The sequence below is a fragment of the Mesorhizobium sp. P160187 genome (assembly GCF_057766425.1).
The window spans coordinates 742,859-765,462 of sequence record NZ_JBYMDX010000004.1; the positions used below are offsets into that span (position 1 = coordinate 742,859).

The window sequence follows — 22,604 nt, forward strand, 5'->3', positions numbered from 1 at the left end:
GAAGTCCCGACATCTGTCCCGTCCTTCGCCCGGTCCCCACCGGCAGTTATTGCTGGTCCCGCGCAGGAACCTGGTATTCTTCGACCTGCGTGCCGCGCGTCACGATGATCGTCTTGAATTTCGGCTTCTCAGGCTCCTTGGTCGCGGCAGTGAACAGCGCGCCGGCAGCGGCCTGGACGCCGGAGGCGACCGATCCGCCGAAGGACGAGATGGTGGTGACGCCGTCCTTGGCGGCACCACCGTCGGCGGCCGAGCGGAGCGACAGCGACAAGGTGCCGACGGTGCGGGCAAGCGCCACTTTCTGCGCGCCTTCGGTCGTCACCTCGATGGTCACGGAATTGGCGATCTGCGGCGTGGTCTGGCGCTCGTCGGCGCCCTGTCCGACGGTCAGCACCTTGGCGTCGGAGACGACGATCTCGGAGGTAACGGTCGATCCGGCAGCGCCCTGCGCGTTCTTGGCCACTTCCTGGATTTCGCCCGCATCGCGTGTCAGCACCACGTCGACCCGGTCGCCCGGCATGACGAAGCCGCCGACGCCGGCGATCTCGTCTGTGCGGATGGTCACCGCCCGCATGCCGGGCGTCATCATGTTGGACAGCGTCGCGCGGCCGTTCGGCCCCGACAATTTGCTGATCAGCACCGGCTCGTTGATCTCGATTGGCGACAATACCACGCGGCTGCCTTCGGCGAGCAATGCATTGACTGTGGTGAACGCGCCCTGCGGCACCGAATCCTCGGACCATGGGATTTCGCTGAGCTGCGCCCGGTCAAGCTCCATGCCGTAACGCAGCGGCGCGTTGGCCACCACGATGGTCTTGAAGACGACCTTGGGGGCTGCGGGCGCCGGGATCGACGCCGTTTTCTCTTCGGCATCGGCCTTGGCCTGGCTTTTCACCCAGAAATCCGCGGCAAAGATTGAAATCGCGCCGAAGACGGCAGCGATGCCAATCATCGTTATGGCCTTGCCCCTCACAACCAACCCCTGACATTCGTGGTCTTTTGTTTTGTTGAGGCGACGCTAGGCCGCTTTGTTAAAGATTCAGGAATCGCGGCCGCCCCGCACGGACCTATTTCCGCCGGCTTGGTTATCGAAAGGTTTTAGGATAAGAAGGGTTTAATCCCCGAACGTAACAGGAACTTCCGTCGCTTGGCGCCGAAAAGCGTGGCAGTATCGACGGGTGATTCGCGGCACCGGATTCTATGGCAGGCATGGACGACAACAACGATCTTTTCGGCAATCTGGAAAAGCAGCCCCCACCGGCTCGGACACCTTCGCGCCCGGCCGACCCGCTGGTGCAGGCCACGAAGCGTCCTGCCGCGACCAAGGACGGCAGCGAGGGCTATAGCGCCGCCGACATCGAGGTGCTGGAGGGGCTGGAGCCGGTGCGGCGCCGTCCCGGCATGTATATTGGCGGCACCGACGACAAGGCGATGCACCATCTGTTCGCCGAGGTCATCGACAATTCGATGGACGAGGCGGTCGCCGGCCATGCCACCTTCATCGATGTCGAGCTGTCGGCCGACGGGTTTCTGACCGTTACCGACAATGGCCGCGGCATCCCGGTCGATCCGCATCCGAAATTCAAGAAGCCGGCGCTCGAAGTCATCATGACGACGCTGCATTCGGGCGGCAAGTTCGATAGCAAGGTCTATGAAACCTCCGGCGGTCTGCACGGTGTCGGCGTCTCGGTCGTCAATGCGCTGTCGGACCATCTCGAAGTCGAAGTCGCGCGCGGTCGCCAGCTTTACCGCCAAAGGTTCTCGCGCGGCGTTCCGGTGAGTGGGCTGGAGCAGCTCGGCGAAGTGCACAACCGGCGCGGCACCAAAATCCGCTTCCATCCCGACGAGCAGATTTTCGGCAAGGGCGCCGCCTTCGAGCCGGCACGGCTCTATCGCATGACCCGCTCGAAAGCCTATCTGTTCGGCGGCGTCGAGATCCGCTGGAGCTGCGACCCATCGCTGATCAAGGAAAAGGACCAGACGCCGGCCAAGGCGGAGTTCCATTTCCCCGGCGGCTTGAAGGACTATCTCAAGGCATCGCTCGGCGATGATTTCCAGGTGACCCGCGAAATCTTCGCCGGCAAGAGCGAGAAGCAGGGCGGCCACGGTTCGCTGGAATGGGCGGTGACCTGGTTCGGCGGTGACGGCTTCGTCAACTCCTACTGCAACACCATCCCGACCGGCGAAGGCGGCACGCATGAGGCCGGCTTTCGCAATGTGCTGACGCGCGGGCTTCGCGCCTATGCCGACTTGGTCGGCAACAAGCGCGCCTCGATCGTCACCTCCGAAGACGTCATGATCTCGGCGGCCGGCATGCTGTCGGTTTTCATCCGCGAGCCGGAATTCGTCGGCCAGACCAAGGACAGGCTGGCAACGATTGAAGCCATTCGCATTGTCGAGACCGCCATCCGCGATCCGTTCGACCACTGGCTGGCCGACAATCCGCAGGAAGCCTCCAAGCTGCTGGAATGGGTGATTGCGCGCGCCGACGAGCGGGTGCGCCGGCGCCAGGAAAAGGAAGTGTCGCGCAAGAGCGCGGTGCGCAAGCTGCGCCTTCCCGGCAAGCTCGCCGACTGCACGCAGAATGCCGCCGCGGGCGCCGAATTGTTCATCGTCGAAGGCGACTCGGCCGGCGGCTCGGCCAAGCAGGCGCGGGACCGCGCCAGCCAGGCGGTGCTGCCGCTGCGCGGAAAAATCCTCAACGTCGCCAGCGCCGGCAACGACAAGCTCGCCGCCAACCAGCAGATTTCGGACCTGATTCAGGCGCTCGGTTGCGGCACGCGCTCGAAATACCGCGATGAGGATTTGCGCTACGACCGCGTGATCATCATGACCGACGCCGACGTCGACGGCGCTCACATAGCCTCGCTGCTGATCACCTTCTTCTACCAGGAAATGCCGAACCTGGTGAATGGCGGCCATCTCTATCTGGCCGTGCCGCCGCTCTATTCGATCCGGCAAGGCGGCAAGGTTGCCTATGCCAGGGACGATGCGCACAAGGACGAGCTGTTGCGCACCGAATTCACCGGCCGCGCCAAAGTCGAGATCGGCCGTTTCAAGGGCTTGGGCGAAATGATGGCCGCGCAGCTCAAGGAAACCACCATGGACCCGAGGAAGCGCACGCTGCTCAGGGTCGATGTCATCGACGCCGTGGCCGCGACCAAGGATGCGGTCGACGCGCTGATGGGCACCAAGCCGGAAGCCCGCTTCCGCTTCATCCAAGAACGCGCCGAATTCGCCGCGACGGAAGTGCTGGATATCTGAGCGCCGGCCGACTCTTTGTTTTGACGCAGTTCCGGGCGGAAAACCGTTTCACACTTTTCCTGCAATTGCTCTAGCCTGCGCTTCCGATACGGAGACCAGCTTGTGATCTGGGCGCGGCTGAAGAGCGACTTCGAAACCAGTTTGGCGGGCCTGACGCAGCCGACGCGCTCGGATTGGATTTTCGCCCTGCGCACGGTTTCGGCCGGTCTGATCGCGCTTCTCGCTGCTTACTCGTTGAAACTCGACCACCCGCAATGGGCGATGATGACGGTCTTCATCGTCGCCCAGCCGGTCGCCGGCATGGTGCTGGCGAAAGGGTTTTACCGGCTGCTCGGCACGCTGGCCGGTGGACTTGCGGCGATCGGCATCACCTCGGTTTTCGGCACCAATCCCTGGCTGCTGGTCATGGCGCTATCCGTCTGGATTGGGCTGTGCACGCTAGTTTCGTCGCTGCTGCGCAATCCGGAAGCCTATGGCGCCGCACTTGCCGGCTATACCGCGATGATCATTGGGCTGCCGGCTTTCGGCCAGCCGCATGTGGTCGTCGATCTCGCTGTCGCGCGCTGCGCCGAGATCGTGCTCGGCATCGTCTGCGCCGGCCTGACCAGCCGGCTGATCCTGCCCAAGCTGGCCGCTGATGCCATCATCTCCAGGTTGAAGCGCAGCATCCTCGACCTCGCAACCTATGCAGGCGGCGCTTTTTCCGGCGGCGACCCGGCGACGCTGGCCGGCCTGCACCGCAAGCTGATCAGCGACGCCCAGACGCTGGCCGAGATGCGCACCTATGCTCGGCTCGAAGCACCGAGCTTCGCCACCCGCGCCCATCCGGTCCGCCTCACCATCGGTCAGCTTCTGTCGGCGCTGTCGGCGGCACGCGCGCTGCATTCGCATGCCGCGCCGAAAAGCGCAGCCCTCATTCCGGTGCGCTCCGAACTGCAGTCGCTGGTCAGCGAGCTGGCAGCCACGCCGGAGGCGCTGGACGACACGTCGCCCTGGGTGACGCGACTTGACGCCATCGCCGGCAAGGCCCGGCAAATGCCCGACGCCTCGACCGATCAGGGCGACGACAGGGTCGGCACCATAACCCGCCTCACCATCGCCGCCGATTTCGCCGAAGCCTTCAAGCAGGTGCTGCGCGGCCTCGACGCCCTGCGCGCACCGGTGACGCGCCCTATCCGGAGCAACAGGCAGCCGCCTGCGCTGGTGGTGCACCGCGATTATCCCGGGGCTTCGCGCAATGCCATACGCGCCGCCCTTGCCACGTTGGCGGTCGCCGCCTTCTGGCTGACGACGAAATGGTCCGATGCGGCCGGCACCGTTATCCTCGTTGCGGTCGTCTCCAGTCTTTTCGCCGCGCGGCCTGACCCGGTGCGGGTGTCCTGGGGCTTCTTCAAGGGTACGCTGCTGGCTTTGCCCTTTGCCTTCCTTGTTGGCCAGGTCGCGCTGCCTGCTTTGCCCGGCTTCGGCTGGTTCACGCTGTTTGTCGTGCCGATCCTGGTACCGGCGGCGCTGGGCATGGCCAATCCGCGCACCGTCGGCGTGGCGACGGCCTTTGCAATCAATTTCCTCGCCTTCCTCAGCCCGCATCAGGCGATGACCTATGCCCCAGGCCCGTTCTTCGCCGGCTCGGCGTCGGTGCTGGTCGGCATCCTGCTGGCTATCGGCGTCTTCATCGTGGTGCTGCCGGTGGATCCATGGCGCGCGGCCAACCGCATCGTGCGCGCCATGCGCGAGGATCTGGCGCGGCTGTGCCTGCATGAGCGGGTGCCGCGGCGTTCGGCCTTCGAGAGTCTGGCCTATGACCGCATCAACCAGCTGATGCCGCTCTTGCAAAATGCCGGCAGGAAAGGCGATGCGATCCTGGGCGGCGGGGTCGCCGCCGTTACCGTCGGCCTCGAAATCCTGCGCCTGCGCGCCGCGCAGCAGAGGCCGTCCACTCCTACCGACACCGCGCTCTCGATCGCCAATTTCCTGCGCGGCCTCGCGCGTGAACTGCTCTTTCGCGCAACCGGCGATCCACAGACAGCAACTGTCACTGTGGCCCGGCAATATGCAGCCAGCCTTTCAGAGCGCAGCGGCGGTGCGGATATGCTGCAGATCGCAGCCTCGCTGCGCATCATCGCCGCCGCGATCGAGGATTTCCCGGATTTCTTCGCCAAGGACCGAGTTTAGGGCGTCAGGCCGCGGCTATCGCCAGCGCATGCCCGCGCGCGTTTTCCCGCAGCGCGTCGAGGTGGATCGACTTGACCAGGCCGGCGAGATCGCCCTCGGTGGCCGGACCGCCGAGCTCCTTCAGCATCAGCCAGCTGACCTCCTGCACGCCGGCGAGGCGCTTGCCGTTGGCGACCTCGCGCCAGATTTTGAGCGCGCGCAGGATGATGCCATGGGTGGAAGCGGCAAGGCCGGCGCTGCGGAAGAGCGCCTGCAACGCAACGTCCTGGCCGCCTGCGAGCAAGGCCCGCACCCGCTGCTCCGACTGCTGGCTGAGCGCAACCAGGGCCGAGCCGAAAAAGTCGACCTTGCCGTGGGCAATGGCACGGATGATGAAACTTGCGGTCAGGTCGCCGCGCAGGCGCAGATGTTCGATGAGTGCCGCATGTTCCTCAGTGCGCGTGCCTTCGACCAGCCGCACCGAAGCCTTGACGCAAGCATCGCGCGTGACGCGCTCGGCTCTGGCCGCCCCCATCAGCGCCATCACCAGCGGCGAAGCCTTCAGCGTTTCGCCGAGCTTGACCAGCAGCATGTGCCGGCAGTCGGCCGGCAGCCGCACATCCGTGACCATTGCCTCGCGCAAATGAGCGATATGGCCATGCCGCTCGGCGATGCGGCGGAAAGAGAGTGAGGCTATATCGGCGCCGTCATTGGCGAGCAGCGTCGCACACGCTTCCGGTTCGCCGATCTCGGCGATTGCCGCGGCAACCGCCATCGAAACGACCGGCCGGTCGGCGATCAGTTTTTGCGTCGCCTTGTGCCCGGCCGCGACGCGGTCGATCAGGTCGGCATCGGTGAGCAGCGGCGACCGCGCCAGCACCAAGGCTGCCACTTCCGGCTGATCGGAGGCAAGCGCGCTGATGATCTGCAGCGGCGCGTGATGGCTCATCGACAGCGCTTCGGCCATCGCCAGCCGCACCTTCGACGAGGCGTCGTCGAGCAGCAGCGTCAGCGCCGCTTCGGCAGCGCAACGGTCTTCGAAAGGCAGGTCGGAATTGACGTAGGCGCGGGCCAGCGCGCTCGCCGCTGCGGCGCGCTCCGAAACCCTCGCGGTGTAGATCCATTTGAGAAAATGCGAGACAACCATACTGCCTGCTACGCCCCTTGCCGGAAAGCTTCCGGCCCCAGGAATGACCATAGGCAGAAATGGTTTACGAACGGTTCACCATGTTTGTTAATGCATGTCGCTCGAAAGTGGCCCCGGTTTCGAGGCAACGACATGCATCAAAACAAAGACTTAAAACTTGCGGCTGGCATGGGCAGCGCCTATCAACCGTCAGGCAGCGGAGGAGAAAAACGATGCCCGGGCTTTATCTCGAAGAGTTCGTCGTCGGACATGTCTTTCGGCACACGCTGCGCAAGACCGTCACCGAAAGCGATAACATGCTGTTCTCGGTGATGACGCTGAACCCGCAGCCGCTGCACATCGACTTCGACTTCGCCGCCAAGAGCGAATGGGGCAGACCGCTGGTCAATTCGCTGTTCACGCTCGGCCTGATGATCGGCATTTCCGTCAATGACATCACCGTCGGCACCACAATTGCCAATCTCGGCATGAGGGAGACGGTGTTTCCGCACCCGGTCTTCCACGGCGACACCATCCGTGTCGAAACGACGGTGATCTCAGCCAGGGAATCGAAATCCAGGTTGGACCGCGGCATCGTCGAGTTCGAGCATCGCGCCTACAATCAGAACGAAGTGCTCGTCGCCAAGTGCACGCGCCAGGCGATGATGATGAAAAAGGCGGCCTGATGCGCTCGCTGCTGTTTGTGCCCGGCGATTCCGAAAAGAAGCTGGACAAAGGCTTTGGCGCCGGCGCCGACGTGGTCATCGTCGATCTCGAGGATTCCGTGGCGCCACAAAACAAGGCGGCGGCACGCGACATCGCGGCACGCTTTATCGCCGGCAATCGGCAGCAGACAAGCTCCGCCATCTATATCCGCGTCAACGATCTCTCGACCAGATTGACCGACGATGATCTGGCCGCGCTGGTTCCTGCAAAGCCCGACGGCATCATGCTGCCGAAGTCGAACAGCGGCCAGGATGTTCAGCAGCTATCCCTAAAGCTCCGCGTGCATGAGGCCGAAAACGGATTGCCGGATGGCGCGATCAAGATCCTGCCGATCATCACCGAGACGGCTGCCGGTTTGCTGGCCGCCGCGACCTACGCCGGGGCAAGCGCCCGGCTTGCCGGCCTCACCTGGGGTGCCGAAGATCTGTCCGCGGCGATCGGTGCGCGGGCTGCGCGCGACGACAACGGTCGATACACCGATGTCTTCCGCCTTGCCCGCACCATGACCATCCTCGCCGCCGGCGCAGCCGAAGTCGCGGCGATCGACACGGTTTTCCCCGCCTTTCGTGATATGGCCGCCTTCGAAACCGAATGCACGGAGGCCGAGCGTGATGGTTTTGCCGGCAAGATGGCGATCCATCCGGCGCAAGTGCCGGTCATCAACGCCGCCTTCACGCCATCGGCCGAGGCGGTCGAGCGCTCGCGGGCCATCGTCGCGGCTTTCGAGGCGGCCGGAAATCCTGGCGTGGTCGGCATTGACGGCAAGATGTATGACCGGCCGCATCTCAGGCTCGCCGAACGGCTTCTGGCTCGCGCCAAGGCAGTCGGGGTTTAGTCCCGCGCCAGCACGATGACCCGGTCCTCAGGCAGGTAGGCCAGCGCTTGCGACTTCAACGGGTTGACGGTGACGCCGCCCAGCGCCCGCTCATCACTCTGCGCGGCGCGAACGCGCCGGTGCCCGATGGCGATCTCTCCGCGCAACCGCGCCGATTCCGCGATCGTCCAGAACGTCACCGGCTGGTCGATGGCGACATAGTCGCCGACCGGACGCATGTAGATTTCGGAGCCCTCCTCGTCGAGCAGGTCATCGAAGATCGCGGCGAGATGCTGGTTCTCCGAAGCCTGCGCCAGCATCAGGCTGACCAGCCGGTTGCTGACGACGAAATCATCGGCCTTGGTCACCGCCGCCAGCTCGCGGTTGCGCACGTCGATCATCTCGCTGACGATCGAGATGTGCGTGCCGGCATCGTCTGCGATTTTGCGCAGATGCAGCAGCGTCACCAGCGTGCGCGTATCGGCGGGCTGCGCTGCCATGGTCTCGCTGTAGCCGAGGACGAGCACGTGGTCGTAGGAAGGCACGTCCAGGCTTGCCAGTTCTGTGCTGCTCGACGTGTCGGTGATGCGGCAGGAAACCGACAGATTGTCGCCGACGACCGGCAGGCCGGCAACTTCCTGCTCGAGGCCTGGCGTATCGGCGGCGATGGTCAGGATCGAACCCGGCGCGACGTAGCGCGACAGTTCATAGGTGATGATCGGACCGCGCCGGTTCCAGCCAAGGATCAGCGTGCTCTCCGGCTTCGCCTCAATGGGCTGATGGCGAAGAATCGCCGCGGTATCGATCTTGGCCGCCGCGCTTCCCAGCTTGATGGCCGCATCGTCCTCGGCAATGATGATGGCGCGCATGTCCTTGCCGATCACCAGCTCCGGTGGCGGGTTGAGGTTGACGCACCCCTTTTCGTCGCAGAGCCCGATCAGCGCGCAATGCTCATACGCCATCGCCGCCTCGCCGAAGGTCTTGCCGGTGAGATCAGGCTGCTCGGTGGTGTAGATCTCGCAGCCGTCGAAATCGAGCAGCTCCGAATAAACGCCGCTGAGACCCGACTGCCGGCTCGAATGCACGACGATCCGCGAGATCAGCTGGTCGGCCAGGACAAGCTGCACCTCCGCCCCGCCGACGACGCGGGCGACCTCGGCGTTCTTTCCGTCGCGGATCTCGGCGGCGATGTTATAGGGCGCCGTGCGCCGGTTCGGGTCGTTGGCCAGCGCCAGCACCGTCTTGATGACCTGCGAATCCGGATCGTCGCCGTCCGGCGACAGCACGATGATCGAGCGCGAGGTCTGCGGGTTGACGATGGCCAGATCGTAGAGGTCGGTCGGGTCGCCGCTGCGGCAGATGATGCGTGTATTGCCCAGTCTGCCGACCTTGGCGGCGATCTCGTCCTCCATTGCGACCTTGTCCCTATTGGCCATGACGACAATGCGCGGATGGCGGCGGCTGGCATTGGCAATGACGAGTTCGGAGATGACGTCGAAGATCGATGGCGACCAGTTGAGGATGATGGTGTGGTCGCTCTCCAGCACCCGGGAACGACCCTTGCGCAATTCATCGAGCTTGCTGTCGACGCCGGCGCTGAGCACGCCGATGAGGGCCGACACGACGAAGATGCCGGCAAGCGTGACGAACAGCATGACGAGACGGAAGGCCCAGCCGGTGTCGCCGCCCATCGTGCCGGAATCGAGCGTGCGCATCAGCGATTCCCAGAACGCTTCGAAGAAGTTCAACGGCTCGCCGCCCTCCGGCGCAATGCGGGTCACCGCAAGGAAAGCCGCGGCGGCAATGATGATCAGCAGCGAAGCAACGGCGAGCCAGCCGATCAGCGCGATCGGGCCGGCGGCCATGCTCTTGTCAAACCCGTAGCGCAGCCGGGTTCCCAGCGAGTCTCGTTTCTTCATGTCGCCGGCAACCCCCAATATTCCCCATGGTCGATGCGCCGACCCCAACGCATCGCCGAAGCCGCTGTCTTAGCCTGTGTTTAAATAAAGGGGAATCGCTTTCGGGTGTCAGCCGTTCCACGGCCCCGCATAATCGGCATAGAGCTTTGCCGGATCGGGCCGCGGCCGTTCCGGCGCCGGTCCCTGATAGGAGCCAATATGGATAAACCCGACAACACGTTCCTGAGGCGCCAGTCCCAGCAGCGCCCGGCCCTCCGCCACGTCGGAATACCAGTTGCTGATCATGTTGGTGCCGTAGCCCAGCGCATTGGCTGCGATCATCAGGTTCATCGCCGCCATGCCGCCGGACAGGAACATTTCCCATTGCGGGATTTTTGGATTGTCCTTCGGGCTCGAGACCACGCCGATCACCAGCGGCGCACGCGAAAACCGAGCCAGCTCCTGGTTGCGGCGGTTTTCCGGCAGCGGTCCTTCGCGCTGTTCGGCGAGTGCCGCCAGCTTCCTGCCGATCTCGACGCGCGCCTCGCCGCGATAAAGGATGAAGCGCCACGGCTCCAGCCGGCCGTGATCGGGCACCCGGCTTGCAGCCGCGATCATGGTCGCGATATCGCCATCGCTGGGCGCCGGTTCCTTCAATTCAGGAATCGGTGCGGAGTTTCGGGTCAGCAGGAAGTCGATGATCGGCGACGCCATGGGGGCCAGGTCTCCTAAAGCACTCGATTTTGAGCTGAAGCGCGCCATTGCGGATCGGGGCGGCTCGGGCATTGGCGCGGGCGCGCCGGACGAAAGAACCTGTTGCCAAGGCGGTCGGACTCTTAAGCCTTGAAATTGCCACCGCCTTGGGCTTCAACGCAAGGCATGTTTGAGGGGACATCGCGCCTTTTCCTGATTTGGCTCGCCGTAGCGCTGTTTGCGCCGGCCTCGATGGCCATGGCGCAGAATGCCGACGGCATCGGCAATCTGAAACTCCCCGATATTTCGAGCTATGCACCGCCCAAGGGCGAGACGCCGCTGGCACTCGGTGGCGGCGGTGCCATAACGCTGTCGGCGCAGTTGACCGACAAGGGCGCCGACATCACGCGCGGCATCGTCTGGCGCGTCTTCAAGCCCGAGGCCGCCGGCGACGGCAAGCTGCCGATGGTGGCTTCCGCGCATGGCGGCAGCGCCGTGTTCCAGCTCGAACCCGGCAGCTATCTGGTCCACGCCTCCTACGGACGCGCCGGCGCCACCAAGCGCATCACCGTCGGCAAGGACGCCAGGCGCGAAAGCCTGGTGCTCGATGCCGGCGGCCTCAAGCTCGACGCGGTGCTGTCGGGCGGCGTGCGTATTCCGCCGAAAAAACTGCGCTTCTCCATTTATGAGGGCACCGCCGAGGCCAATGGCGACCGCGCTTTGATCATTCCCGATGTCGAGCCGAACAGCGTCGTGCGGCTCAACGCCGGCGTTTATCATGTCGTCTCCACCTATGGCGCGGTCAATGCCGTCATTCGCTCCGACATCCGCGTCGAGGCCGGCAAGCTGACCGAAGCCACCGTCGAGCATCGCGCGGCGGAGGAGACCATGAAGCTGGTGCGCGAGACCGGCGGCGAGGCCATCGCCGATACATCCTGGTCGCTGCTCAACGAATCCGGCGATCCGATCAAGGAGGCCGTCGGCGCCTTCGCCTCGATGGTGCTGGCCGAAGGCCAATACACCATCATCGCCAAGAACCGCGACCGCATCTACCAGAAGGATTTCACCGTGGTCGCCGGGCAGAACCAGGAGATCGAGGTGCTGGCCACTGATGCCTCTGCGATCGATCCGGAGGAAGGCGCCGACTAGGTTGTGGACTCATAAGCCCGAAGCCACAGCCGGACGGATCGACCTTGCGATTCGTTTCTAGGCACCGGTTGGAGTGGCCACGATCCGGCATTCGTGGTATGTTTTTGCGGCCTTGAAAGCATGACCCGTACCGCAGTTTGCCTTGGGAGATGCCAAATGCGCATGTCCTTGCTTTTCATTCCACTACTGCTTGCACCGATTGTATCGCATGCCGCCGGCATTCACGACGCCGCCATGAAGGGCGATGTCGCGGCGATCACGGCAGCGCTCGACGCTGGTGCCGGCGTCGATGAGAGCGACGGGCGCACGACACCACTCTATCTTGCGGTCAAGGGCGGTCATTTTGCAGCGGCAAAACTGCTCATTGAACGCGGTGCCGACGTCAACGCCGTCCCGGACCCGCGTTTGGGTCCTGCCCTTATTCTGGCTTTGGCAAAACGCAGGACCGATTTGATCAATCTGTTGCTGGACGGGGGCGCAAATCCAAATTCGAAGCGCAGCCGCGAAAACGCTATCCACATCGCGGTCAATCTCGGTTGCCTCGATTGCGTGAAAGCACTGGTTGAGGCCGGCGCGGACGTGAATGCGAAGACAAAGGACGGCAAGACACCGCTCCATCTGGCAAAATTCAAGGGGCAACGCGAAGTTGCTGACTATCTCATGTCGCACGGCGTTGTGTTGCCAACGCCAGCTCCGATCTCGATGAAGTTGGCTGCTGCCGATGTCGAGAAAGGCCGAACCTACTTCACACACGTGTGCCACGGTTGCCACAATGCCGAGCCACAGGGAGGGATCAAAACGGGACCGAACTTATGGGGCGTCGTCGGCCGCGACAAGGCATCCATGGCAAATATGCGTTACTCCGACACCTTGCTGGCCTTAGAGGGTGTATGGACGTACGAGGACCTGAACAAATATCTGCTTGAGCCCATGCTCACCACGCCGGGTGTTTACATGGAGGTGCCTGGCGTCCCGGACGAGACCGAACGGGTCAACCTGATCGCCTACTTGCGTACACTCAGCGACAAACCGCTCCCACTGCCCTAGGAGCTGTTGAGCAAAAGGGCCGAGGTTGTCGAAAATTTGACCGACTGAATGTCGTTTATGAGTACACGCCCTAGTTAGCGTCTCTCAAGCTGCCTTTCGCATACGGCGCGGCAGGAAGTGGACGCGGCGGCGCGGTGCGTCGGGCGCCAGGTCGAAGACACCGCGATGAAGACGGTCGAGCAGCGTCTTGCGGTCGCGCAATGGCTCCAACTCATCCCAGCTCAGCACATCGCCGACGCGCACGTCGATCGCCTTGCCGGACAGCCGCGCAAATTCGCGGATGAGCATTGAAAGGGGCAACGTCCGCGACGCCTTGCCGACGAATTTCGCCAGCCCTCCTTCGCGCTCGGCCATGTTCATCGGACCGCTGACCAGATGGAACAGCCGGCCGTTCTGACCTGAAAAATGCATCGGCACCACCGACGCCTTGGCGTCCTGCACGAGGCGCGCCGGAAACATCTTCCACGGCAGGTCGCGCGCCCGGCCAAAGCCTTTCGGCGCGGTGGCGACGCCGCCGGCCGGAAATACCACGATGGTGACGCCCTCTTTCAACAGCCGCACTGCCTCGTGGCGCACCGCCATGTTGTTCTTCACCGCGTCCTTGGTCTCGGAAAAGTCGATCGGCAGCGAATACGGTTCCATCTCGCGGACCTTCAGCAGGTCCTTGTGGATCATGACGCGGAACGGACGCCCGAGCTGCTCGACGAGCGACAGCACGGCAATGCCGTCGCCAATGCCGAACGGGTGGTTGGCGACGATCACCAGCGGCGTGTCGGGCAGCCCCGCCGGCGGCCACTGATCGGTGCTGCGCACCTTGACGTCGATCAGCTGCAGCATGCGGCTGAACACCCGCTCGCCGGTCGGCGCCACCTGGCGGCGCCAGAAATCATAGAGCGCGGCAAAGCGGTCGCGGCCCGACAGGCCTTCAATGGAATGGATGAACCAGCGCGTCAGCACCGGCTGGCTCGCATTGGCGTAGGAGAGTTCGGGAAACGGTCTTTCCCGTATCTTCAGCTTGAGCATGGGGGCTCGTTACAAGGTTGGCGTGACAGGCATGTGAAAATGGCGGTGGATCGCTCCACCGCCATTTCTCCGAAATATTGATTGCTCAGGCCGCGCTGCGCCTGCGGTCGGGCGAAATAGCCTCGTCGGAAAGCAGCTTCAGCGCGTCGGCCAGCTTGAGCGATTCCTGATCGCGCGAGCCAAGCCGGCGGATGTTGACCGTCTCCTCCTCCGCCTCGCGCTTGCCGCAGACGAGGATCACAGGAACCTTGGCCAGCGAATGCTCACGCACCTTGTAGTTGATCTTCTCGTTGCGCAGATCCGGTTCGGCCAAAAGTCCTGCCGCCTTCAACTGTGCGACAACCTTTCGCGCATAGTCGTCAGCATCCGAGGTGATCGTCGCCACAACCACCTGCAGCGGCGCGAACCACAGCGGGAAATGGCCGGAATAATGCTCGATCAGGATGCCGAGAAAGCGTTCCATCGAACCGCAGATGGCGCGATGCACCATCACCGGCTGCTTCTTTTCCGAATCCGAACCGATGTAGAAGGCGCCAAAGCGTTCCGGCAGATTGAAGTCGACCTGCGTGGTGCCGCACTGCCATTCGCGGCCGATGGCGTCCTTCAGCACATATTCGAATTTCGGCCCGTAGAAAGCGCCCTCGCCCGGATTGATCGAGGTCTTGATGCGGTTTCCCGAGCGCGTCCTGATCGTATCCAGCACGTTGCCCATGATCGCCTCGGCATGATCCCAGGCCTCGTCGGTGCCGACGCGCTTATCCGGCCGCGTCGACAGCTTCACGCTGACATCGTCGAAGCCGAAATCGGCGTAGGTCGACAGGATCAGATCGTTTATGCGCAGGCACTCCGCGGCCAGCTGCTCCTCGGTGCAGAAGATATGCGCATCGTCCTGCGTGAAACCGCGCACGCGCATCAGCCCGTGCAAGGCGCCGGACGGTTCGTAACGATGCACATTGCCGAACTCCGCAAGCTTTACGGGCAGATCGCGATAAGATTTCAACCCGTGCTTGAATATCTGCACGTGGCCCGGACAATTCATCGGCTTCAGCGCGAACACGCGGTCGTCGTCGGTGTCGTCGCCGGCCACCGTCACCTTGAACATGGCATCGCGATACCAGCCCCAGTGGCCCGACGTCTCCCACAGGCTCTTGTCGAGAACCTGCGGTGCGTTGACCTCCTGGTAGCCCTGCTCGTCGAGGCGGCGGCGCATGTAGTTGACCAAATTCTGGAACATCTTCCAGCCCTTGGCGTGCCAGAAGACGACGCCCGGCCCCTCTTCCTGGAAATGGAACAGGTCCATCTCGCGGCCGAGTTTGCGGTGGTCGCGCTTCTCTGCCTCTTCCAGCATCGTCTGGTAGGCATCGAGTTCAGCTTGCTCGGCCCAGGCGGTGCCGTAGATGCGGGTCAGCATGGGGTTGTTCGAATCGCCACGCCAATAGGCGCCGGCCACCTTCATCAGCTTGAAGGCGTTGCCGATCTGCCCGGTGGAGGCCATGTGTGGGCCGCGGCAGAGGTCGAACCAGTCACCCTGGGAATAGATCTTGAGATCCTGGTCTTCGGGAATGGCGTCGATCAGCTCGAGCTTGTAGCGCTCGCCCTTCTCGGCAAAGACCTTTTTCGCCTTGTCGCGCGACCAGACTTCCTTGGTGAACGGCTTGTTACGCGCAATGATCTCGCGCATCTTCTTTTCGATCACCGGGAAATCGTCAGGCGTGAACGGCTCGTTGCGGGCGAAGTCGTAATAGAATCCGTTCTCGATCACCGGCCCGATGGTCACTTGCGTTCCCGGCCACAGTTCCTGCACGGCCTCCGCCAGCACGTGTGCTGCATCATGACGGATGAGCTCCAGCGCGCGCGGATCGCTGCGGGTGATGATCTCGACCTTGCCGGACTTGCCAAGCGGGTCGGAAAGATCGCGAACGGTGCCGTCGATGGCATAGGCGACAGCCTTCTTGGCCAGCGACTTCGAGATCGATTCGGCGAGGCCCGCACCGGTCATCGCCGCGTCATAGTCGCGGACGGAGCCATCGGGAAATGTCAGGGAAACGGAATTCAGCATCGGGTATCTCCTATCCAGTCCCGCAAACGAGCGCGGGTGGTCGTGGTGTGAAGCCGGAGGCATCCGGCAGCGGGCGGGTTTTAGAGGCCACGCGGCATCAGGTAAAGAGCCGTCGTTGGCGCAGCTGTCAGGAAATGGCGCGACAGATGTCGCAGGCCAGTCGCACAGGCTTGCGAATTTCCCCGACACGAGGTTGGAATCCCCGGCATGGAAGACGCAAAACCCAGCCGAACCGCCTTGGGCGTCGCGCGCATGCGGGCCCTCCACCAGTTCTCGCAGCAGGCGGCGCTGTTTCGCGACCCATATGCGAGTGCGATACTGGGCGATGCCGCACCGACGGTGCAGGAGCTTGAGCAGGAAGGTGAGCGCAGCCGGCACATGCGCCTGTTCGTGGCAGCGCGCGCCCGCCTCGCCGAGGACTGGCTGGCTGCGGCGGTGCGCCGGGGCGTCCAGCAAGTGGTGGTGCTCGGCGCCGGCCTCGACACTTTCTCGCTGCGCAATCCGTACCCTGATGTCGCGGTGTTCGAAGTCGATCACCCGGCGACACAGGCCTGGAAACGGAAATGCATCGCCGATGCTGGTCTTGCCGAACCGCGGGCCACCATGTTCGTGCCGGTCAACTTCGAGCGCCAGCGCCCCGCGGATGAACTGGCATCGGCCGGTTTGCGGCAGACCGAGCCCAGTTTCTTCATCTGGCTGGGTGTCGTTCCGTATCTGAGCCAGGACGCAATCTTCAGCACCCTGTCCTGGATTGCCGGCATGCCCGGTTCGGAGGTCGTCTTCGACTACAGCGAGCCGGCCGAGAACCGCGATGCGGCTGGACAGGCTGCCCTCTCTTTCCATGCGGCGCGCGTCGCCGCTGCCGGAGAGCCCTGGATCAGCTTCTTCGTGCCCGCGGCACTGGCGCAATCGCTGCGCGAGCTCGGCTTCGATGAGATCGAAGATCTGGAAAGCAGCGACATCGCCGCCCGCTTCTCCAGGACGCCAAAGGCGGAGACAAGGAATTCCGGCGGCCACATCCTTCGTGCCCGCCGGAGCACTTGAAGCTAAAGCAAGTTCACTTCACCAGTTGCGGCAACTCCCTCAGTAACGCCGCGCGTGTCGCCGGGCCTTTCGGCATGTCGATCGGCTTGGTGTCGACGACCAGCCGGGCGAAGACGATCCGGCGGCCGCCCTTTTCGGCCCAGCCGACGAACCAGCCCAGCGCGCGCTTGTCCTTGCTGTTTCCCAGCCTGGTGCTGCCGGTCTTGCCCCGCACCGTCCAGCCGCCGGCCTGGAAAGTCGGCAGGATGGCTCGGGTCATCTCATGCGCCTTGGCAGAAACCGGCATCTTGCCGGCGAGCAGCTGGCGCAGGAAGGCTGTCTGTTCGACCGGCGATATCTCAAGCGAGGAATTTATCCAGGATTGCGTGAGCCCGTTGTCCTTGTCGGCATCGCCCGAGACATCCATGTTGCCGTAGCCGAATTTCGAGACGTAGCCGGCAAAGCTTTTTGCGCCGAGCCGGCGCACGATCTCGCGCGAATACCATACGATCGAGTCGCGCTCCCAGATCGTCGGGTCGACGGCTTTGTGGTCGCGGCTCACGGCCCTGAATTCAGGCTTGTAGTTCCAGGTCGGCGTATGCGCATCGCTCAGGATTCCGCTGTCGTAGCCGATCAGTGCCAGCGGCACCTTGAAGGTCGATGCCGGGCTGACGCGTTGGTCGCAGACGCCATTCTGGTAGAGCGTCTCGCCGCTCGCCGCGTCCTGGATAAGCGTACAGGCGACATCGCCAAGCGGCGCCGATTGCGCCCGCATCGGAAATCCCAGAAACCAGGCCAGCAGGAAGAGGACCGCGGCAATGATGAAGGGATGGGTTTCGATCCGACGCATGTGGGCTCTCCTGGGAATGAACAGGAGGCGCTTAGCGAAGTGTCTTGGCTCGATTTTGACTCAAATGCGCAGTCTTTGTGCAGGCCGTTGTTAACCCTACCGGATCGTAAAGAAATGCCGCCCTGGCGATCTGGATCAGGGACCCAGCGCGTCCGCCGTCAGGCCTCGCCGCGCTTCCTGCCGATCTGCCAATAACGCCATGGCGTGAACCAGACGTAGCGCGGAGCGAGCACCTCCGGCACGCGGTCGACGCCGTGCGTTCCGAACGGCCCGCAGCGCAGCACCCGGAACAGCCCCATGAAGCCGCCGGCCCACAGGCCATGGCGGGCGATCGCCTCATGCGCGTATTCGGAACAGGTCGGCAGATGCCGGCAGGAATTGCCGACAAATCCGGACAGCGTCAGTTGATAGAGGCGCACCAGCCACGTGCCGAAAATGCGGCCGGGTGTTTTGCGCCAGGGACCGGGCCAGTTGCGGCCGCGCCGGGTCCGTCCGGCGGCATGCACATGCCGATGCTGGTCGCCCACTGCAGCCTCTTTCCGAACGCGACCCCGAAACCGGCTTCCGGGTCAGCTTGCGTTTCCAAACCGATAGATGTGAGCTTCGGCCGGCAAACGCAATCCTCTTCACTCGCCTCTTTGTCGGCTTCAGGGTCGCGAGCGGCGAAAGGGATGCCGCTCCGCTGGAGCCGCCCAGCGGGTGGCCGGCCTTTGCTCGGTGCGCTGCACATGATGCCGCCTGTCGCCATGCCACTGAAATGTCGCGATCCGCATCACATCGCAAAAGATCTTCAGTAACTGGATCATGGCGCATCTCCTTTGAGGCGGATTAGACGCCCGCTGGCCTTCGCCTTCAAACGAGTATAATTTCCGGTTCGGATAACTTGGGGTTATGCGAAATGAAGCGCGGACGGTTGCCCCTGACGGCGTTGCGAAGTTTCGAGGCAGCCGGCCGGCAATTGAGCTTTAGCCGGGCCGCCGAGGAGCTGTTCGTCTCCCAGGCCGCCATCAGCCGGCAGATCCGCGAACTCGAGCAGTTCCTGCGCCAGCCCTTGTTCCACCGTCATCACCGTCGCGTCGAGTTGACCGAGGCCGGCCAGCGCCTGCTCGATCAGTTGGTCAGGAGTTTCGATGACATCGACAGGCTGGTTTCGGACCTGGTGGCTGCCCCGGCGCAGTCGGTGGTCCGCGTCAGTGTCGAGCCGTCGCTGGCCTCGGTATGGCTGTTGCCGCGGCTCAACCGCTTCAGCCAGTTGCGGCCCGATATCGACGTTTCCCTCGAAGTCGACCCAAGGCCGATCGAGTTCCGCAGCGATCAGCCCGAACTCGCCTTGCGCTTCAGCGCGCGCGCCACCTCATGGCCGCGCAGCGAGGCCGAATGGCTCGCCTCGACCGTCGATTCACCGGTCCTGTCGCCCACCTTGCTGGCATCGGGCCCTGCCCTCGAAAAGCCGCTCGACCTTGCCCGCTACACGCTGTTGCACGAGGAGAATCGTCAAGGCTGGGCGCGCTGGTTCGAGGCAGCCGGCGTGGCAGCCGACACCATTCCGGCGCGCGGCCCTATGCTGGCGGATGTGTCGCTGTCGAAGCAGGCGGCCCTGCTCGGCCACGGCGTGGCGCTGGGCGACCTCTTGCAGATCGGCGAGGAGATTGCATCCGGCGCGCTGATCAAGCCGTTCGACATTGATGTCGCATCGGGCGCCTACTGGCTGGTCGCCAGGAGTTTGAAGGACCTGGCGGAGCCGGCCAAGGCCTTCGCCGACTGGGTGAGAAGCGAATTTGCCGAAAGCAGACGGGCGCAGCAAACCAAGGCATGAGCCCGGTTACGTGAGAAGCTCCTCGACGTGTCGGCGCCCAATTTTGACAATTCACCGGCTGTTGGAGGAGCCGTCATGTACCAACATCACGCTGCTTCTTCTGCGCGTTTCTTCTCGATTTGACCGATGGCATCGACGACCGCATCGAAGGTCAGCATGGTCGAGGCATGGCGCGCCTTGTAGTCGCGCACCGGCTCCAGATATCTCAGATCGGCAAAGCGGCCTTGCGGCGGCGCGCCGTTTTCCTTGAGCATCTTCAGCATGGTGTCGCGCACCGCCCGCAATTCGTCGGCGCTGGCGCCGATGACATGTTGAGCCATGATCGAGGACGAGGCCTGGCCGAGGGCGCAGGCCTTCACGTCATGCGCGAAATCGGTGACGACGCCATTGTCCATCTTGAGGTCGATGGTCACCGTCGAGCCGCACAATTTGGAATGGGCCTTGGCCGTCGCATCCGGATGATCGAGCCGGCCTATGCGGGCGATGTTTCCGGCAAAACCCAGAATTTTCGCATTGTAGACGTCGTCAATCATATTTTTCCAATCCGTCGCCGCCAAGCGAACAGCGATTGCCGTTGTAGCGTCTTTCATTCGCTGCGTACGACCATATATAATGCTGGCAGTCGGGTATCGACAAGGCAACGCAAAGCCATCGTCCTTGCCCATTTCGTTCACGCCGCTTGCGGGCTGGAAACCGGGCGAGTTTTCAGCACCCGAAAGGTCGTGGTCCGTTCAACTCGTTCCTCCTGAGAGAGGAACTACGGGAGACGCCTTTATGGATGCCGTCATCAAGAAAATAATGCCCCCTTCCGACTATCTGGACAAGCCGGTCACCGACAGGCCGAGCGAAGCCGAGGTCGAGGCCGCCGTGCGCACGCTGTTGCGCTGGACCGGCGACAATCCGGATCGCGAGGGCCTGATCGACACGCCCAAGCGCGTCACCAAGGCCTTTCTCGAAATGTTCAACGGCTATGACATGTGCCCGGCCGAAGAGCTCGGCCGCACCTTCGAGGAAGTCGCCGGCTATGACGATCTCGTCATCGTCAGGGACATCCAGTTCCACTCGCATTGCGAGCACCACATGGTGCCGATCATCGGCAAGGCGCATGTCGGCTACCTCCCGGATGGCAAGGTCGTCGGCCTGTCCAAGATCGCGCGCGTCGTCGATATCTTCGCCCATCGCCTGCAGACTCAGGAGGCCATGACCGCACAGATCGCCGGCGTCATCCAGGACGTGCTCAATCCGCGCGGTGTCGCCGTCATGATCGAGGCCGAGCATATGTGCATGGCCATGCGCGGCATCCGCAAGCAGGGCTCCACCACGCTGACCTCGACCTTCACCGGCGTGTTCAAGGACACGCCCGAGGAACAGGTCCGTTTCGTCACCATGGTGCGCGGCCTCGGGGCGTAAGCCCCTCGCCGGCATCGCTAGATCAAGGACCGGCGATGTCGGCACTAACATTTCCCAAGGCTCCATCAGACAAGAAGGCTCTCGAAGAAGGCGCGGTGTTTTCCCCGCGCTTCGATGCTGCCGGGCTGGTCACCGTCGTCGTCACCGACGCCGCTGACGGTATGCTGCTGATGGTCGCGCATATGAATCCCGAGGCGCTGGCGCTGACGCTCGAAACCGGCATCGCGCACTACTGGTCGCGCTCGCGCAGCACGCTGTGGAAGAAGGGCGAAACATCAGGCAATTTTCAGACCGTCGTCGAGATGCTCACGGATTGTGACCAGGACGCCATATGGTTGCGCGTCAAAGTGTTGGGCCACGACGCAACTTGTCACACCGGCCGGCGTTCATGTTTTTATCGGACGGTGGGGCTAATCGGCGGCAAGGCAACGCTTGCCGGCGATGGCAGCACGCCGCTGTTCGATGCGGAAAAAACGTATCGGAAGCCCGCGTGAACCATTCAACAGTCGCAAACCACTCATATTCACTATTCTCAAACGTCCTTCCTGTAGAACGGACGCGGGACAAGGGAGATCATGATGCTCGAGTGGGCGTCATTGCGTAGCAGACCGGACGTGCGGGAGGCCAATGGCCCCTCATCGTCCGGCGGCGTGCCTGACCCGCAACCCGCGGGCAAGACAGGCATTTCGCTCGCGCTGGGCGGCGGCTGCGCACGCGGCTGGGCGCACATTGGCGTGCTGCGCGCGCTCGACGAAGCCGGCATCGAAGTCTCGATGATCGCCGGCACCTCGATCGGCGCGCTGGTTGGCGGCTGCTATCTCGCCGGCAAGCTGGACGAACTCGAGGAGTTCGCCCGCAGCCTGACCAAGCGGCGCATCTTCGGCCTGCTCGATCTCAATCTGCGCGGCAGCGGCCTGTTCGGCGGCATGAAACTGGACGTCAGGCTGCGCGAGCACATGGCAGGCATCCGCTTCGAGGATCTGACGAAACCGTTCGTCGCCGTTGGCGCCGAAATTCGCACCGGCCATGAGATCTGGCTGTCCAGCGGTTCGCTGATCACCGCGATGCGGGCTTCCTATGCGCTGCCCGGCGTGTTCGAACCGGTGAATTGCAACGGCCGCATTCTGGTCGACGGCGCGCTGGTCAACCCGGTTCCGGTTTCGGTCTGCCGCGCCTACGAGCAGCCGCTGGTCGTCGCGGTCAACCTTCACTACGATCTGTTCGGCCGCGCCGCCGTCATCAAGCACAGCGCCGGCGAACTGCTCATCGAGAAGGACGCGCCCCGGCCAGGCCAGGCCAGCCCAGACCACCAGCCGCACCAGAGCCGTCTCGGCATCACCGGCGTCATGGTCGAAGCCTTCAACATCATCCAGGACCGGATTTCACGCGCAAGGCTGGCGGGCGATCCGCCCGACATGTCGCTCCAACCGAAACTCAGCCATATCGGCTTGACCGAATTCCACCGCGCGGATGAGGCGATCAGCGTCGGTTACCAGGCGACGATGGCGCAGATCAGCGAGTTGAAGCGGCTGCAGACGGTTCTCGCTTAAACCAA

Annotated in this window: 20 protein-coding genes; 11 read left to right on the forward strand and 9 right to left on the reverse strand. The window is 63.4% G+C overall.

Translation table 11 applies throughout. The features are described from left to right. Positions 1 to 46 precede the first annotated feature (46 nt). Entirely contained in the window at positions 47 to 952 is a 906-nt protein-coding gene (gene cpaB / locus AC3CCE_RS20665; RefSeq protein ID WP_352511672.1) for a Flp pilus assembly protein CpaB, read from the reverse strand. A 257-nt stretch (positions 953 to 1,209) separates the two neighbouring features. On the opposite strand from cpaB, the gene parE reads away from it, so the two are divergent. Together parE and AC3CCE_RS20675 are read left to right on the forward strand one after the other, a co-directional pair. Further along, positions 1,210 to 3,264, forward strand: coding sequence for a DNA topoisomerase IV subunit B (parE, locus tag AC3CCE_RS20670; RefSeq protein ID WP_352511673.1), 2,055 nt, complete (start codon positions 1,210 to 1,212; stop codon positions 3,262 to 3,264). Between the two features lie 102 nt (positions 3,265 to 3,366). After that, a complete protein-coding gene (locus AC3CCE_RS20675; protein ID WP_352511674.1) occupies positions 3,367 to 5,436 on the forward strand; it encodes an FUSC family protein in 2,070 nt (689 codons plus the stop codon). Positions 5,437 to 5,440: 4 nt separating this feature from the next. On the opposite strand, the gene AC3CCE_RS20680 is transcribed toward AC3CCE_RS20675, so the two are convergent. After that, complete coding sequence (locus AC3CCE_RS20680) at positions 5,441 to 6,562, reverse strand: DUF2336 domain-containing protein (protein WP_352459097.1); 1,122 nt, start codon at positions 6,560 to 6,562, stop codon at positions 5,441 to 5,443. A gap of 80 nt (positions 6,563 to 6,642) precedes the next feature. Between AC3CCE_RS20680 and AC3CCE_RS20685 the strand changes: the two genes are divergently transcribed. Continuing rightward, entirely contained in the window at positions 6,643 to 7,227 is a 585-nt protein-coding gene (locus AC3CCE_RS20685; protein WP_488377188.1) for a MaoC family dehydratase, read from the forward strand. Continuing rightward, entirely contained in the window at positions 7,227 to 8,102 is an 876-nt protein-coding gene (locus AC3CCE_RS20690; RefSeq protein ID WP_352511677.1) for an HpcH/HpaI aldolase/citrate lyase family protein, read from the forward strand. The genes AC3CCE_RS20685 and AC3CCE_RS20690 overlap by 1 nt, the downstream gene beginning before the upstream one ends. Here AC3CCE_RS20690 and AC3CCE_RS20695 read toward each other — a convergent pair. Continuing rightward, complete coding sequence (locus AC3CCE_RS20695) at positions 8,099 to 10,000, reverse strand: CASTOR/POLLUX-related putative ion channel (RefSeq protein WP_352625704.1); 1,902 nt, start codon at positions 9,998 to 10,000, stop codon at positions 8,099 to 8,101. The genes AC3CCE_RS20690 and AC3CCE_RS20695 overlap by 4 nt on opposite strands. A 108-nt stretch (positions 10,001 to 10,108) precedes the next feature. Then, on the reverse strand, positions 10,109 to 10,693 hold the full coding sequence (locus AC3CCE_RS20700) for a nitroreductase family protein (protein ID WP_023738986.1): 585 nt from the start codon (positions 10,691 to 10,693) through the stop codon (positions 10,109 to 10,111). 165 nt (positions 10,694 to 10,858) lie between these two features. On the opposite strand from AC3CCE_RS20700, the gene AC3CCE_RS20705 reads away from it, so the two are divergent. Together AC3CCE_RS20705 and AC3CCE_RS20710 are read left to right on the forward strand one after the other, a co-directional pair. Continuing rightward, positions 10,859 to 11,821 (forward strand): hypothetical protein, encoded by a 963-nt coding sequence (locus AC3CCE_RS20705; RefSeq protein WP_023815388.1) that lies wholly within the window; start codon positions 10,859 to 10,861, stop codon positions 11,819 to 11,821. Between the two features lie 156 nt (positions 11,822 to 11,977). Continuing rightward, positions 11,978 to 12,868, forward strand: a complete 891-nt coding sequence (locus AC3CCE_RS20710) for an ankyrin repeat domain-containing protein (RefSeq protein WP_023818143.1) — start codon at positions 11,978 to 11,980, stop codon at positions 12,866 to 12,868. Positions 12,869 to 12,952: 84 nt separating this feature from the next. On the opposite strand, the gene AC3CCE_RS20715 is transcribed toward AC3CCE_RS20710, so the two are convergent. Together AC3CCE_RS20715 and thrS are read right to left on the reverse strand one after the other, a co-directional pair. After that, complete coding sequence (locus AC3CCE_RS20715) at positions 12,953 to 13,891, reverse strand: lysophospholipid acyltransferase family protein (protein ID WP_352511680.1); 939 nt, start codon at positions 13,889 to 13,891, stop codon at positions 12,953 to 12,955. Between the two features lie 85 nt (positions 13,892 to 13,976). Continuing rightward, positions 13,977 to 15,950 (reverse strand): threonine--tRNA ligase, encoded by a 1,974-nt coding sequence (gene thrS, locus AC3CCE_RS20720; protein ID WP_352625700.1) that lies wholly within the window; start codon positions 15,948 to 15,950, stop codon positions 13,977 to 13,979. A gap of 207 nt (positions 15,951 to 16,157) precedes the next feature. On the opposite strand from thrS, the gene AC3CCE_RS20725 reads away from it, so the two are divergent. Continuing rightward, positions 16,158 to 16,994 (forward strand): SAM-dependent methyltransferase, encoded by an 837-nt coding sequence (locus tag AC3CCE_RS20725; RefSeq protein WP_352625698.1) that lies wholly within the window; start codon positions 16,158 to 16,160, stop codon positions 16,992 to 16,994. A 13-nt stretch (positions 16,995 to 17,007) separates the two neighbouring features. Here AC3CCE_RS20725 and blaOXA read toward each other — a convergent pair whose 3' ends face one another. Next, a complete protein-coding gene (gene blaOXA, locus AC3CCE_RS20730; protein WP_352511684.1) occupies positions 17,008 to 17,823 on the reverse strand; it encodes a class D beta-lactamase in 816 nt (271 codons plus the stop codon). 158 nt (positions 17,824 to 17,981) lie between these two features. Further along, entirely contained in the window at positions 17,982 to 18,350 is a 369-nt protein-coding gene (gene yidD, locus AC3CCE_RS20735; protein WP_352511685.1) for a membrane protein insertion efficiency factor YidD, read from the reverse strand. Positions 18,351 to 18,721: 371 nt separating this feature from the next. On the opposite strand from yidD, the gene AC3CCE_RS20740 reads away from it, so the two are divergent. Continuing rightward, entirely contained in the window at positions 18,722 to 19,639 is a 918-nt protein-coding gene (locus tag AC3CCE_RS20740; protein ID WP_352625695.1) for a LysR substrate-binding domain-containing protein, read from the forward strand. 86 nt (positions 19,640 to 19,725) lie between these two features. Here the strand turns inward: AC3CCE_RS20740 and AC3CCE_RS20745 are convergent, their stop codons facing one another. Then, a complete protein-coding gene (locus tag AC3CCE_RS20745; RefSeq protein ID WP_023818138.1) occupies positions 19,726 to 20,172 on the reverse strand; it encodes an iron-sulfur cluster assembly scaffold protein in 447 nt (148 codons plus the stop codon). A gap of 241 nt (positions 20,173 to 20,413) precedes the next feature. Between AC3CCE_RS20745 and folE the strand changes: the two genes are divergently transcribed. From folE to AC3CCE_RS20760, 3 genes are all read left to right on the forward strand, one after another. Beyond that, positions 20,414 to 21,049, forward strand: coding sequence for a GTP cyclohydrolase I FolE (gene folE, locus AC3CCE_RS20750; RefSeq protein WP_023667622.1), 636 nt, complete (start codon positions 20,414 to 20,416; stop codon positions 21,047 to 21,049). Positions 21,050 to 21,084: 35 nt separating this feature from the next. After that, positions 21,085 to 21,543: a phosphoribosyl-AMP cyclohydrolase gene (gene hisI / locus AC3CCE_RS20755; protein WP_352625692.1), complete on the forward strand. Its 459-nt coding sequence runs from the start codon at positions 21,085 to 21,087 to the stop codon at positions 21,541 to 21,543. 84 nt (positions 21,544 to 21,627) lie between these two features. Beyond that, the gene (locus AC3CCE_RS20760) at positions 21,628 to 22,599 is read left to right on the forward strand and encodes a patatin family protein (protein WP_023667624.1); all 972 of its coding nucleotides are present in this window, start codon (positions 21,628 to 21,630) and stop codon (positions 22,597 to 22,599) included. Positions 22,600 to 22,604: the final 5 nt, after the last annotated feature.

What these genes read in the sequence shown, in the direction of transcription:
- cpaB (WP_352511672.1), bottom strand. Translation starts at nt 952, where the DNA reads ATGATTGGCATCGCTGCCGTCTTCGGCGCGATTTCAATCTTTGCCGCG.
- parE (WP_352511673.1), top strand. Translation starts at nt 1,210, where the DNA reads ATGGACGACAACAACGATCTTTTCGGCAATCTGGAAAAGCAGCCCCCA.
- AC3CCE_RS20680 (WP_352459097.1), bottom strand. Translation starts at nt 6,562, where the DNA reads ATGGTTGTCTCGCATTTTCTCAAATGGATCTACACCGCGAGGGTTTCG.
- AC3CCE_RS20685 (WP_488377188.1), top strand. Translation starts at nt 6,643, where the DNA reads ATGTTTGTTAATGCATGTCGCTCGAAAGTGGCCCCGGTTTCGAGGCAA.
- AC3CCE_RS20690 (WP_352511677.1), top strand. Translation starts at nt 7,227, where the DNA reads ATGCGCTCGCTGCTGTTTGTGCCCGGCGATTCCGAAAAGAAGCTGGAC.
- AC3CCE_RS20695 (WP_352625704.1), bottom strand. Translation starts at nt 10,000, where the DNA reads ATGAAGAAACGAGACTCGCTGGGAACCCGGCTGCGCTACGGGTTTGAC.
- AC3CCE_RS20700 (WP_023738986.1), bottom strand. Translation starts at nt 10,693, where the DNA reads ATGGCGTCGCCGATCATCGACTTCCTGCTGACCCGAAACTCCGCACCG.
- AC3CCE_RS20705 (WP_023815388.1), top strand. Translation starts at nt 10,859, where the DNA reads ATGTTTGAGGGGACATCGCGCCTTTTCCTGATTTGGCTCGCCGTAGCG.
- AC3CCE_RS20710 (WP_023818143.1), top strand. Translation starts at nt 11,978, where the DNA reads ATGCGCATGTCCTTGCTTTTCATTCCACTACTGCTTGCACCGATTGTA.
- AC3CCE_RS20715 (WP_352511680.1), bottom strand. Translation starts at nt 13,891, where the DNA reads ATGCTCAAGCTGAAGATACGGGAAAGACCGTTTCCCGAACTCTCCTAC.
- thrS (WP_352625700.1), bottom strand. Translation starts at nt 15,950, where the DNA reads ATGCTGAATTCCGTTTCCCTGACATTTCCCGATGGCTCCGTCCGCGAC.
- AC3CCE_RS20725 (WP_352625698.1), top strand. Translation starts at nt 16,158, where the DNA reads ATGGAAGACGCAAAACCCAGCCGAACCGCCTTGGGCGTCGCGCGCATG.
- blaOXA (WP_352511684.1), bottom strand. Translation starts at nt 17,823, where the DNA reads ATGCGTCGGATCGAAACCCATCCCTTCATCATTGCCGCGGTCCTCTTC.
- AC3CCE_RS20740 (WP_352625695.1), top strand. Translation starts at nt 18,722, where the DNA reads ATGAAGCGCGGACGGTTGCCCCTGACGGCGTTGCGAAGTTTCGAGGCA.
- AC3CCE_RS20745 (WP_023818138.1), bottom strand. Translation starts at nt 20,172, where the DNA reads ATGATTGACGACGTCTACAATGCGAAAATTCTGGGTTTTGCCGGAAAC.
- folE (WP_023667622.1), top strand. Translation starts at nt 20,414, where the DNA reads ATGGATGCCGTCATCAAGAAAATAATGCCCCCTTCCGACTATCTGGAC.
- hisI (WP_352625692.1), top strand. Translation starts at nt 21,085, where the DNA reads ATGTCGGCACTAACATTTCCCAAGGCTCCATCAGACAAGAAGGCTCTC.
- AC3CCE_RS20760 (WP_023667624.1), top strand. Translation starts at nt 21,628, where the DNA reads ATGCTCGAGTGGGCGTCATTGCGTAGCAGACCGGACGTGCGGGAGGCC.